The sequence below is a fragment of the Mesorhizobium kamtschaticum genome (genome assembly GCF_056174585.1).
This window is the reverse complement of record NZ_CM149691.1, coordinates 1,222,240-1,236,250: the sequence shown is the minus strand read 5'-3', so window position 1 is coordinate 1,236,250 and position 14,011 is coordinate 1,222,240. Positions and strand designations below refer to the sequence as shown.

2 protein-coding genes are annotated in these 14,011 nt (G+C 64.1%); one reads left to right on the top strand and one right to left on the bottom strand.

Annotation, left to right across the window (positions count from 1 at the left end; translation table 11 throughout):
- Positions 1 to 43 precede the first annotated feature (43 nt).
- Positions 44 to 12,967, bottom strand: a complete 12,924-nt coding sequence (locus AC0V7N_RS05875) for a right-handed parallel beta-helix repeat-containing protein (protein ID WP_475455564.1) — start codon at positions 12,965 to 12,967, stop codon at positions 44 to 46.
- A gap of 317 nt (positions 12,968 to 13,284) precedes the next feature.
- Between AC0V7N_RS05875 and AC0V7N_RS05870 the strand changes: the two genes are divergently transcribed.
- Positions 13,285 to 13,866: an invasion associated locus B family protein gene (locus AC0V7N_RS05870; RefSeq protein ID WP_475455562.1), complete on the top strand. Its 582-nt coding sequence runs from the start codon at positions 13,285 to 13,287 to the stop codon at positions 13,864 to 13,866.
- Positions 13,867 to 14,011: the final 145 nt, after the last annotated feature.

The following is a 14,011-nucleotide window of genomic DNA, read 5'->3' as shown; positions in this document are numbered from 1 at the left end:
TCCCGAATGTTCTACACGTCGGCGCAACTAGACATTGCGGCGACTACTGATTGGGGTTGCTCGGTGTAATCGTATGGCCGCCATTGTGGCCAGCCGGGATCGCGGCGACTGGATTCACGTTGAAGATGTCGACGTATGATCCCGCAGGCGTATTGCCGCGATTGTTCCAAGTCGTCACACCGTCGGTCGTAAATCCTTCCAGGTAAACGAAGGCGCCGGCCCCGCCGGTATTGGCGATGGCCAAACCAACACTGCCGCTCTGAGCGGTGATCCCCGTGACTGTGTTGTTCTGAATATTGGCGGTCATGATCGTCGCATCGGAGTTGCTGGCACCGCTGCTCAGATAGATGCCATCATTGAACGTGTTGACATCGGTGAGGTTCCTGCCAGCGAATGTGAGCGTGTTTCCAACGATCGTGATATCCATCGTCCCGTGGTCGCTAGCCCCGCCCTGGCCGACGACATCGGCCTCAATAGACGGGCTTCCACCATTGTTTATGATGGTGTTGTTCATAATCTCTATCGCGGCTGTGGCGGCGGTGCTGGTGGTGTGGATGAAGATAGGACCGCCGATGGAATTTGCCGCCGTGTTGTTGTTCTGGATATCGCCATTGTTGTTGATGCGGCCCTGGATGTTCGCGCTGTCCTGGCCGTAGATGTTGATGACCGGCCCGCCGCTGCCATAGATCTTCTTGTTGCGGTTGATGTTGAACGTCAGATGCGCGGTGTCCTGCGCATTGAGCCCAATGGCGCGGCTGAGCTGATTGATACCGGTGGGATCGAAGGTGTTGCCGTTGCCGACAGTGCCGCCGTCGGTGATGTTGACGTTCAACGTCGACGTCTGCTTGGCGAAGCCTTCAAAGCCTGAAGTCTTCATGTTGAGGAAGCTGCTGTTCGAGACATTGACGGTCGCGGTCGCGGTGCCGGTCGTGGTGATGGCGATGCCGCCGGAGCCGTTGGCGGAATCCCTGGTGTTCTGGAACGTGCTGCCGGTGACATTCAGCGTCAGCGTGCCGGTGGTGTTGCGGACTTCGAACAGGTTCTCGCCGCCCGTCGAGTCGCCGGGGACGAAACCAAATGTCGAATTGGTGACCGCCGAGGTGCCGGACAGGTTCCAGAGCTTGACGTTGCCCTCGCCCACCTCATCGCCGAATCCGGTGACCGTGCTGTTGGCAATCGTCAGGTTCGAGACGTTCTGGCCGTTGATGCCTACCTGCGCGCCGCCGGTGCCGCCATTGCCGACGACAGCGAGGTTCGTGAACGTCGCGGTCGACACGCCGCTCATGTTGATGGCGGCCATGGCCGCGCTGTTGAATGTCGCCGTGTCGATGTTGTTGACCGTGCCATCGCCGCTGTTGGCATTGGTAAAGTTCATGTTCGAGAGCGAAAGGTTGCTCGTCGACGTGAACAGCGCGCCCTGCACTGTGTTTTGTATGGTGCCGCCGGAACCTGCCGTCGTGCCGGTGCCCGTCACCGTCAGGCCACCACTGGCACCCGTAGTATTGAGGATGATGCCGTTGGTGCCGCCATTGGCCGAGATGCTCTGGAATGTCAGGCCCGAGGCGCCGATATTCGTGTTGGCGACATTGAGCGCGGTGCCGGAGCCCGAATTGATCGTGTTGCCGGTGCCTTGCACCGTCACCGTGCCGCCGCCGGTGGCATTGAAGCCGGTGCCACTGGTGGTGTTGATGACCAGCCCGCCGCCGGTGAAGTTGACGGTCGCGCCGGTGTTGGTGGTCAGGTTGACGGCGGTGTTGGCCCCGGTGGTCAGCGTCTTGGTGCCCGAGAAATTGATCACCGCCGTGCCGGAATTGCCGCTGACGTCGATGCCGTTGGCGACGGCGCCAGTGGCGCTCAGGCTGCCGCTGAAAGCAACCGTTCCGGCGGTGCGGCCACTGACCTGGGCGATGTTGCCGGCCGTGGTCTTGGTCACCGACGCGGCGATGGTGACGGCGCCCGTGCCGCCATTGATGTCGACGCCGACGCCGGTCGGGTCGTTGGTCGCGCCGATCGAGCCGCCATTCACATTGACCGCATTGGTGTTGTTGTCGACCCTGATGCCGGCCAGCGTCGTGTTGTCGATCGCCACCGTCGTAAAGGTCACCGCGCCATTGGCGCCGCTGAGCAGGATGCCATTGCCGGCGGTCGCCGCGATCGTGGCGGAGGCAAAGTTGAATGTGGCGCTCGAGCCGTTGATCTCGATACCGTCGCCGCCGGCGGACGTGCCGGCCACACTGACAGCGCCGCCATTGAACGTGCCACCGGTCACGCCGGTCAGATTGATCGCGTCGGCGGCGACCGAAGCGGTCGATTGCAGCGAGCTGAAATTGACGCCGCTGGCGCCGACGGCAACGCCGTTCCAGGTCAGGATCTGACCTGATGACGTCTGGATGGTGTTGCCTGCGCCGGTGACATTGATCGTGCCGCCGCCGGTGGCGTTGAAGCCGATGGCGCTGGTGGTGGTGATCGCCAGGCCGCCGCCGGTGAAGTTGACCGTCGCGCCGGTGTTGTTGGTCAGGTTGACGGCGGTGGTGGTTCCGGTGTTCAGCGCGCTGCCGGCGCCGGAGAAGGTGATCGTGCCGCCAGTATTGTTGCTGACGTCGATGCCATTGGCGGTGCCGACACTCTGGTCCGCGCTCAGGGTTCCGCTGAGCGTGACGGTTCCAGCGGTACGTCCGCTGATCTGGACGACGTTGTTGGCAACGGTTCCCTTCGACACCGACGCCGCGATGGTGACGTCGCCGGAGCCGCCATTGATGTCGATGCCGATACCCTGGACAGCGCCGAAGCCGCCGATCGCACTCGTATTGTCGCTGATCGTGACCGCGCCGGTGTTGTTGTCGATCCTGATGCCGCCGCCGGTTGCCGTGCCTGTCTGATTTGCGATCGTCACCTTGGCGAAGTTCACCGTTGCGCTGGTGCCGTTGAGGAACAGGCCGTTGGAGTTGGTGCCACCCGGGACGCTGAGCGTGCCGCCATTGAAGATACCGCCGCCAACATTGGTCAAATTGACCGCGTCGCCGCCGGTGACTTTGGTGTCCGCTGTCATCGTGTTGAAGGTGGCGCCGCTGGCGCCGACGGTCATGCCGTTCCAGACCAGGAGCTGGCCGCCCAAGGTCGTGTGGATCGTATTGGTGCCGGTGACATTGATCGTGCCGCCACCCGTAGCGCCGAAGCCAAGGCCCGAACTGGTGGTGATCCCCATGCCGCCGCCGAAATTGACGGTGGCGCCAACATTTGTATCCAGATTGATCGCCGTGCCGGCACCGGTGGAAAGTGTCATGGCGCCGCTGAAATTGAAGGTGCCGCCGGTGTTGCCGTGGACGTAGATGCCGTTGTCGGCGGAGGTGTTGGCGCTGAGCGCACCGGACAACGTGACCGAACCGCCAGTGACGCCGGAGATGTCGACGATCTTGCCGACGGTGGTCTTGGTGAGCGAGGCGGCGACGTTCAAGGTCGCGGCGCCGCCAACTACCTGGACAGCGGAGCCGGTCGGGTCGTTGGTCGCGCCGATCGAGCCGCCATTGATGTTGATCGTGCCGGACGTGTTCTCGACGCGCACGCCCGCGCCGACCGTATTGTCTATCGTCACCGTACCGATGGTGACCGGGCCGGTGACGGTGTTGATGACATAGATGCCGTTGGCGTTTGCCGAACTGACGACCACGCTGTCGAAATTGACCGTTGACGACGTGCTGTTCTGAACGATCAGGCCGTTGTTGCTCGCGCCGGCGACAGACAGGGCGCCGCCGTTGAAGGCGCCGCCAGAGACACCGGCGAGCTGCACGCCGGCGCCGCCGCTGACGGTTCCCGTCGCCTTCAGCGTATCGAATTTCATGCCCCCGGCGCCGATCACGGCGGTCTGAAGCGATATGATCCGGCCCGTTGCCGTGGTGATCGTGTTGCCGGTTCCGCTTACGGTGATCGAGCCGGCGGCGATGCCGAGGAAGCCGTCGCCGCTGGTGGTGTCGATGGTCAGGCCGCCGGTGAAGCTGGTGCTGCCGCCTTCCTGGAAGACGCCGCCGCCGCTCGTCGTATCGATGTTGGCGAGGCCGGTGACGTTGAGCGTGCCGGTTGCGACATGGATGCCGCCGCCGGTCGTGGCGGTGTTGTTCACCGTCACCGTGTTGAAATTGAAGGTGCCGGTGTTGGTGTTGATAGCATCGATGCCGTAGCCCGTCGTGTTGGTGATGCTTGTCGCGCCGGTGACGGTGAAGGTGCCGGCGACACCGTCGAAGATGATGCCGCTGGCGCCACCGGTGGCGGTCACGCTGCCGACGGTTATGTTGACTGTCAGCGGATCGAGATTGAACGCCGCACCGTTGGTGGTGTCGACCGAACCGCCGCTGCTGTTCAGCGTGAAGGTGGTGCTCGGTGTCTTGGTGTCGGCCAGAACGCCGGTGCCGCCATCGTTGCTGACGGTGAAGGTGCCGAGATCGAGCGTGCCGCTGGTGCTGGTGAAGCTGAGGCCATCGCCCTGGACCCGCGCCAGGGTACCGATGTCGAGCGTGCCGACACTGACGGTGCCGCCGGCGCCTGTGGAGTCAAACGTGACATTGTTGAAGGCGATGCCGCCGCCGCTGGTCACTGTATTGCCGGCAAACGACCTGATCGCGATCGAATTCTGCGTCGCACTGATGTTCTGGCCGACGAAGGACGCTGCCAAGGCGGATCCGCCCGACTTGAGCGTGTTGCCGTCGATCGAAAGCAGAAGCGTATCGGCCGGCGCGCCGGTGGTGGAGAAGTCGAGCGCCCGGCCGCCGGCGGTGATGTCGTTGTTTCGGACGAAGAAACTGGAGGCGCCGGTCGCATCGACGGCAACGCCGGCGCCGCTGCCGACATTGCGCACGATCAGGTTCTCGATGCCGCCGGTGAAGATGCCGGTGCCGCTGGTGGCAAAGTTGATCACCGAGGTGGCATTATTGCTCTGCAGCACCGGCCGCAGCGTGTCGATACCCGCCGGTGCCGAGACGATCGGCGTGTTCTGAATCGTGGTGAAGTGGAAAGCCGCGGATGCGCCGCCGCTGGCGTCGACACCGAGTTGCGAGACATCGACGGCCGAGTCGCCGCTCTTGAAGGCAAGCAGCACTTGCCCGTCATGGAGCTGGTATGAAGTCCCGCTTAGGTCGATCGTCTCCTGGCTGCCGTCGATATTCTGGTCGATCAGCACCACGACATTGGCCGTGGACGCCTGCGCGCCGACATAGCTGCCTGGATTGGCGAGGCTGCCGTCGCCGGTGCCGCCTGATGTGACATAGTAGACGCTGATTGACGACAGGTTGGCGGTGTCGCCGGTGAAATTGACGTCGTTGAAATTGTAGTCGCCCGATGCCGGCAAGGCGTCGGTGGCGTGGATGACCTGGCCGCCGGTGGTCGCGATCGACGATTCGGCAGGACCCTGGCCGTCGCCGAACACCAGCCTGGCATCGGTGGCACTGGAGAACTGCACGCCATAGCCGACATTGGCGATGGTCGAGGTCTGGCCGGCCGGGTTGTTGTTGACGGTGTCGCCGAGCTGGATGATGCCGGTGGTGCTTGTGGTGCCGGCCATGTCGATGCCGATCGTACCGGCGAAGCTGCCGCCGTCGACATCGAAATCGTTCGCCGTGATGTTGCTGGCGCCAAGCGCCGCGCCGTTGAGGTCGAGGCCAATGGCATTCGCGGCATTGAGCCCGATGGTCAGGCTGGAGAACGTCACGTTCGAGCCAAGCGTGCCGGAAATATCGACGCCGCGTGACGTGATGCCTTGCAGGTCGGTCGTGCCGAGGTTCATGGCACCACCGCTGACATTGTTCAGCGCAATGCCCGTCGCCGCACCGTTGACCGAGATGGAATCGAAGTTGATGCCGTCGGCGCCAATCGTCGCGCCGTCAAGGTCGAGCGCGGTGCCCGTGCTGGTGGTGATGGTGTTGCCGGTGCCGCCGACGCTGACCGTACCGGCGCCGAAGGTGCTGGCGGTAAAGCCGGTGCCGCTCGAGGTGGTGATGACCAGACCGCCACCGCTGAAGGCGAGCGTGCCCGTGCCCTGGCCCAGGCCCGGGTTTCCGCTGGGGTCCTTGACGACTGCATTGTTCGTGCCGGTGTCGAATGTCTTCGACGTGCCGGAGAAGGTGATCGTTCCCTCCGAGAAGCCATCGACATGGACGCCGGTGCCGCCGGTATGATCAATGGTGCTCGAAATCGTGTAGGTGCCGTCGGCGCCGGCGAAGTCGAAAGCGGTCGAGGACGTGGTCGATGTGACCGAGCCGCTGAGATTGAGCGTTGCGAGATCGGAGAAGGTGACACCCACCACGCTGCCGGCGAATGCAGTGCCGCCGCTGACATTGATCGAACCATTGTAGTTGAGCGTACCGCCGGTGTTGCCGTCGATCCCGATGGCCCGATCGATGGTGCTCGTCGTCGCGCCGATCTTGGCACTGCCGCCATTGCCGCCGATGTTGACGGTGCCACCCATCACGCCGTTGAACGAAATTCCGGTCGAGCCGCCGTCGACGGTCAGGCTGGAACCGGCGACATTGGCGATGTTGACCGTGCCAATCTGGCCGCCGAATTGGAAACCATATCCGGCGACAGCGATGTCGGTCGTTCCGGTGAAGTTGATTGTACCTGTGCCGGTCACGCCGAACACTGTGACGCCGACTGCGCCCGTATTGGTCAGGCCGCCAATGTTCACATCGCCGGCAAGGTCGACGCTGTTTAGCACCACGCCGCCACCGCCAGCCGTGGCGACCGACGAGATGCTGTCGAAGGTGATGCCCGCGCTGCCAACATTGGCGCCAAGCATCAGCAGTCCGTCGGCGCCGGAGTTGATCTTGTTGCCAGTACCGGTGACGGTGATGGTAGAGGGTGTGCCGGGCGGGAAATTGACAGTATCCCCAATAGCTTCAAAGCCCGCGCCGCCAGTCGTTGATATGTCGAGATCACCACCAGTGAAGTTGATCGCGGAGTTCGTGTTGGCGCTCGGGGTGCCGACCGGGAAGCCGCCAGGGAAGCCGATGTTGACGCCGTCGGTCGCGCCCGAGCTGATCACCTTGCTCAAGCCCGAGAAGGTGATCGTGGCCGAGTCGTTGCCGGCAATGACGATGTTGCCGCCGGCCGCGGCATTGTTGTCGGTGAGGTTGCCCGACAGCGTCACCGAGCCACCGGTCATGCTCTGGATCGAGACGGCGGCGCCGCCGCCGTTGGTGGCAATCGTGCCGCCATAGGAAATGGTCGCGTTGCCGCCGCTGCCGGCCGTCGCCGCGCCGACATTGAACGACGTGCCCGAACCGGTGTTGGTCAGCGTGCCGGTGCCGAAGCCCGCGGTGCCGCTGACTTTCTGCAGGTCGATGCCGTTGCCGGTGGCGAATGTCGCACTGGTCGAGGTGAAGTGGATACCGGCCGTGATGCCGTCGAGCGCCACCGCCTGCGCTGACGTGGCGTTGATCGTGCCGGCGGTGACATTGACCGTGCCGCCGCCGCTGGCGCTGAACGCCGTCGTGCCGTTCGTGGTGATGTCCAGATCGGCGAAAGTGATGGTGGAGCCGGCGTTGTTGGTGAGCGAAACACCATTGCCGTTGACCGTCACCTTGTCGGTGAAGTTGACCAGGCCGGCGGTGCGGTTGGCGATCGAGATGCCGCCGCCGGTCAGCGTGCCCGGTGTCGCGCTGTTGGGCAAGGTGCCGCGCGTGAGCGTGATGTTGCCGGTGCCGCCATTGACGTCGAGCAGCGTGCCGCCGACGTTGACGTTGACGTTGTTGTTGATGATCGACAGGTTGCTGTCGAGGCCGGCGACCTTGAACGCAGTGCTGCCGGTGGCGACATTGCTGACGGTGACGCCTTCGATGACGATGCCGCCGAGATTGTTGAAGCCGCCCGCGCTCTGGTCGACGGTGAAGACCGAACCGCTGGCGCCGTTGAAGTCGAAGGCGGTGTTGCGCACCTGGTTGCTGCCGAGCAGATGCAGGAAGTCGCCCGTGCCGGTGACCACGCCCTCATTGCCGGTGACGTTGCCGCCGGTGGCGCCGAGATTGCCCTGGACGTTGATCGGCTGGATGGTGCCGGAGGTGAGGATGGAGGTGTTGTTGCCGAAGCCGGTGATCGACTGGCCCGAATCGAGCGTGAACGGCGTACCACTGAGATCGACGGTGCCGACGAAGGCAAAGGTCTGCGTGCCGGCCGTGGCATCGGCGGCGGCCACCGAGATGGTCGTCACCGCGGCGCTGAGCCCGTCCGTGCCGGCGGCGATCACGCCCCCCGACTGCGAAACCATGATGACGCCGCCGACAGCGCTGGCCAGATGGGCGGGACCGGCGAAGGCGACATCGTCGAAATCATAATTGCCGAGCGCCGGATTGAGCCCGATCGTGTTGACGGTGTAGCCGCCGGCAGCGGCGCTGATGGAGGATTGCAGCACAGTCGCATCGCCGTCGCCGAAGGTGAAGTTGGCGTTGGCCGAGGTCGCGGTGGTGCCGCCCGATGACAGTTCGACGCCGATGCCCAGATTGGTGATGCTGGAGCCACGCAGGAAGGTGATGGTCTTGGTGCCTGTCGTCGACGACAGGTCGATGCCGCGCGAGGTGAGATCGCCGGTGCCGGTGATTGTGGTCAGGCCGAAATCAGCCGTGGTCGATGAACCGCTGAAGTCGATGCCGGTCTGGTTGGCGCCGGCGCCCATCGTCACGGTCGTCGTGCCGAAGGTGACGTCGGCATTGTTGCCGGCAAAATTGATGCCGGCCGCGTTGGCGGCCGAGCCAAGCGTCACATTGGTCGTACCGAAGGTGACAGCGCCATTGGTGTCGCCGTTGCCACCAATGTCGATGCCATTGCCGCCAGCGCCCGACACGGTCACCGCGCCAAACGTGACGCTGCCGCCGGCCGCGACGTTGGAGACCGACACGCCGTTGCCGGTCGCATTGGTGACCGACAGCGGCACCGAGGCATTGAATACCGAGCCATTGCCGATGCTGGTTATGATAGCGCCGCCGCCGCCGGTTGCCGTCAGCGCCGAGCCCGTGAAGCTGATCTGGGTGTTGGCTGGCGCGCTGCTGAAGCCGATGTTGAAGAGATCGCCTGTGCCGGTCGAGGTGACCGCGCCGGTGAAGGCCACCGAGCCGCCGGTGGTGCCGTCGACCTTGACCGCCGTGCCACCCGTGGTCGCGGAGCTGTTAATGGCGGCGCTGACGGTGATGGCAGCACTGCCGCCTGAGACGACGACGCCGTCGCCGGTGACGGAATTGCTGATGGTGCCGCCGATGGCGATGGTGCCGGTGTTGTTGGTCAGGCTGACATCGGCGCCGGCAACACCTGTCGTAACCAGGTTGTTGACATTGACGGTCGCCGCGCTGTTCTGCACCGCAAAGCCGGGGACAGTGCCGCCGACCGTCGCGATCGTCGTCGTGCCGTTGAAGGAGTAGATGCCACTGGCGACATTGGTGAGGCGGATGGCATCGGTGCCGGCGCGGCTGATATCGACGCCGCCGAAGGTGACATTGCCGCCACTGGTGTTCTCGATGACGATACCGGTCTGCACCGCGCCGCCGGAGCCATCGACCGTGACGCTGGCGAACGTGACGCCCGCCGCGCCGATCGTCAGGCCACTGGCGCCACCAAGATGGATGCCGTTTTCCGCCGCGCCGGCGCCGGTATTGACCGTATTGCCGGCCCCGGTCACCGTCAGCGTGCCGCCATTGATGGCACTGAAGGCGAAGCCGCCATCGGTTGTCAGATCGAGGCCGCCGGTGAAGTTGATCGCGTTGCCGGTATTGTCGGTCAGGTCGATCGCAGTGGCCGCACCCGTGCTGGCGGTGATCTTGCCGCCGAAGGTGGCGGTGCCGCCGGTCGCGTTGGCGATACTCACCGCACTTGCAGCGGTGGCCTGATCGATCGTGCCGTTATAGGTGACGTTGGGCGTCGAGCCGTTGATGCCGAAGGCGACATCGCCTGTGTTGGTGATGGAACTCGCGGCTGCGAAAGTCAGCGTTCCGGTCGAACCGCTCCAGATGGCAACGCCCCTGCCGCCGCCGGTGATGTCGAGATCGTCGAAGGTGGCCGTGCCGTCGAAATCGTTGGCGAACAGCCCGACACCGGCGGCGTTGGTGATCGTCGTGTTGCCGGTGAAGTTGACGGTCGCGCTCGAATTGACCAGCGCGATGCCGGTCTGAGACACGCTCTGGATGGCCAGATCGTCGACCGAGACCGTGCCGGTCGCGCCATTGAGGTAGAGGCCGTACGCGACATTGCTGACCGTCACGCCCTGGACGGTCAGGCCGTTGATGCCCAGGCCGTAGATCGCCGAGCCGGATCCACCCGAAATGTTGAAGTCGAGCAGCGAGTTGCCGTTGGCCAGCGTGACGACATCGCCGCCACCGGAATTGGTCAGCGTCGCCGCGCCGGCGGGATCCGAGATGGCCACGTCGTGCTGGACATTGTCGCCGGTGACATTCAACGGCACGCCGCCGAGCGAGAATTCGCGCCCATTGCCGAACGAGGCCAGCGTCTGGCCAGCGCTGAGCGAGAAGCCGCCGGAAGCATTGATGGGCGTGCCATCGTTGACCAGCACGAAGATCGCGTCGCTGTCGGTGATGGCGTTGGCCGTGGTAAACGAGGCGAGGTCCGACAGCGAGGACCCGTCCATCAGGCCGGTCGCCGTCGAGCCGACGAAAATCACATTCTGCTGGTCGAAGAGCTGCGGGCCGCTGAAGGTGGTCGAGCCGAACGCATAGTGGCCGAGCGTCTGGTTGAGGCCGCGGGCGTCGAGCGAGGCGGTGATGCCGGCGATCGAGCCGCCGCCGAAGGTGAATTCGGCATTGGCCGAATGGGCCAGCGACCCGGAAATGCCGAGGCGCACGCCGGTGTCGACGCCCGAAATGGAACCGCCATTGGTGATGATGATCGTGGCGTCGCCGGTGGTGTCGGCAAGGTCGATGCCGATGGTGCCGGCAGCATTCGGGCCGGTGATGTTGAGCGACTGCGCGGTGAAATTCGTCTGGCTGCCGGAGAAATCGAGGCCGGTGCCGACGCCGAGGCCGGAAATTACGATGTTGCCGGCCACCACGGCAGCGTTGACGCCGCTGAACGACATGCCGTCGGCGCCGGGATTGGTGATGTTGATGTCACCGAAGCGGATCGTCGCCGGCGAATCGGTAATGGCGATCGCCGGTCCCGTCGTGTTGGAAATCGTCGTCGCGCCATTGACGGTGAAGCTGCCCGAGACATGGTCGAGCACGACACCGGATGTGCCGCCGGTCTGGGTGATCGAATCCAGCACCACATGGGCAGTGATCGGGTCGATGTAGACACCGATGCCGCCATTGCCGGAGATGGTGCCGCCTGTGGTGGTGAAGCTGCCGCCGCTCGACGTGCCCTGCACGGTTATGCCGCGGTCGGTATTGTTCAGCGCATTGACGATGGCGAAAGTGTAGGTGCCCTGGCCGGTGATATCCAGACCGTCGTCGAGATTGCTCTGCAGCAATGTCGTGCCGGTGAAATTGTAGGTGCCGTTGTCTTCGATGTGCAGGCCGTCGAGGCCGTTGCCGGTCGCGGTGAAATTGGACGCGCTGACGTTGGTCGAATTGCCCTTGAATTCGGCGCCGTTGCCGCCGGCGCCCGTCACCGTGACATTGGTCAGCTTCGTGCCGGTGACGTTGTTGCCGAAGATGCCATCGGCGCCGCCGGTGATGGTGATGCCGTTCAGCGTGTTGCCGTTGCCGAGCGTAATGACGTTGTTGGCAACGTTGGTGCCCTGGATCGTGCCGTCGCTGCCGCCGAGATTGAAGGTTGCGGTGCTGCCGTTGAAAAGCTTGGCGGTGACGCTTTCGCCGCCGCCGATCAGCGTCTGGCCGGCGGCAAGCGTCTGGCCGGCGGTCTGGATGTTGCCATTGCCGCCCAGGGCAACGATGAAGCCGCCGCTGCCGGCCTTGGTGACGGCGTCGTCCAGCGTCGTCGGGTCGGCCTGCGTGCCGGTGCCCGCCAGGCCGCCATCGGCAAAATAGAATTTGCCGAACGCCGCATTGGTGGCGGCGTTGATGGCGACGCGCGTCGTCGAGCCGCCGGTCTTGTCCTGCGACTGGATCCTGACGCCGATATCGCCGCGCACGCGCTCGTTGACGCGCTTGCGCAGGCCTTCGCTGACCGGATAGACCGGTTCCGTACCGATGGCCGCGGTCGTGTCCGAGCCATGGCCGGGGTTGAACGGAATGTTCAGCCGCACGCTGCCGGCGAACTGGGTGTGGTCGCGATTGTCGTCGCGGACCTCGCCGGCGAGCACCAGTTCGGTGCCGCTGCCGAAGACGTCGCCGATCGTGTATTCGAAGCCGGCCTTGGCGCCGGTGACGCTGCCGTCATCACCATGCGGATCCTCGAAATGATAGCCGCCAATGTCGAGCCGCAGCGAATGCTTGTCGGGCAGGTTGATCGGCACCTGGGCGCCGATCTCGCCTTCGATGCCCCAGGCCGCGTAGTCGCGGTGGTCGAGCACCGATATCTGTTCGATCAGCTGGTTGCTGACCATCGACAGCGTCGAGCTGGTCGAGTGGTCGGTCGAGTCGCCCTTGATCGGCACGAAGACGTTCACATGCGCGTCGAAGTTCGGCGTGATCGCCTCGACGCCCAGCGTACCGGCAGTGAACTGCGTGCTGTTGTAATTCTCGACGTTGATATAGGCGTAGCCGCCGAGCATCAGGTCGGGATTGACGATGCGGCGAATGCCGAGGCCGATGTCCTGGCCGGAAGCATCCTTGAAATCGTGCTTGGCCCTGACGTCCAGGAACAGCACCGACTCGGCCGTCTGCTTGATCGGGATGAAGCCTTCGAGCGCGGCATTGCCGCCATTGTTGTCGGCGCCGATGATGGCACGGATCTGCGGCTGCCACAGCCCATCGGGGTCACCATGGGCAACCACGCCTGAAAGGCCGAGCGCCAGCGTCGTCAGCGCCGTCGTCTTCCAGAGATGACTTACAATTCGCGAACGCCGATAGACGGCGCGCACGCGGAAATCCTCCCCACGCGCTGCCACCCCACCAACTTGCCGAGACTTCTCGGTAGTTCCCATCCCTGGCGAGTCCTTCTGGGACTACACGTCCCGCGTGTTAATTCTTACACGCGAATTCTATTGTATAGCGAGCCCGGAATCTTGTGAGTGTTGTTGTCGACCGTCAAAGTTCTGTCCTGTGGCGAGATTGCCACAGTAGATTTGCCGGCTTGCTTGGCCGGGGACCCGGCTTTCGGAGCAGCCGCCATTGCTGTATCAAGTCTTTTCCAGGAGAATACCTGCCGGGGCAAGGAAAACTGCGGGGCGTGAAGAACATGGCAATTGTTTTAGCTGCAGCTAATCTAACCCGCATAGTCGCGGCATCGGCTGCCCTTTGGCTGCTGGCGGCTTCTGCTGGCCCGGCACTTGCCGAGGACGCCGCCAAAGAGTCCCAATCCAAACAGCCTCAAGCCAAAGAGGCCGGACCCAAGCCGGCCGACGCCAATCCATGGGCCGTGAACTGCTCCAGCGGCTCGGCGACCGGCGAGCTTCAGTGCCAGGTGTCGCAGAACCTGACCGAGGCCAAGACAGGCCAGCGTGTGCTGACGGTGACCGTGCGCCGCGACAGCAGCAATGGCGGCTTTGCCATGCTGCTCGCTTTGCCGCACGGCCTGTTCCTGCCGTCCGGCGTCAGCTATCAGGTCGACCAGGGCCAAAAGGTCGTCATCGCCATCCAGACCAGCGACCAGAACGGCGCCTATGCCGCCACCCCGCTGTCGCCGGAACTGGTCAAGACGATGAAGTCGGGAACCAACCTGAACATCGGCATGGAATCGGTCACCCGCAAGCCGGTGACCATCCCGGTGTCGCTCGCCGGCTTCACCGCGGCGATCGCCAAGCTGGAGACGATCAAGTAGGGGTTTCGCCGTTCGATTGGGTGGACTGGGTCTACCATCATCGCATGCCTCGACGATTAGCGGGAACGCCGCCCTTTCCTTCGTCATCCACGGGCGGAGCAAGGAGCACAGCGACGCAGCGCAGACCCGAGGATCCATGCCGCGA

Bases quoted from the DNA above. Each gene is read 5' to 3' on its own strand.
- AC0V7N_RS05870 (WP_475455562.1), top strand. From the start codon at position 13,285: ATGGCAATTGTTTTAGCTGCAGCTAATCTAACCCGCATAGTCGCGGCA.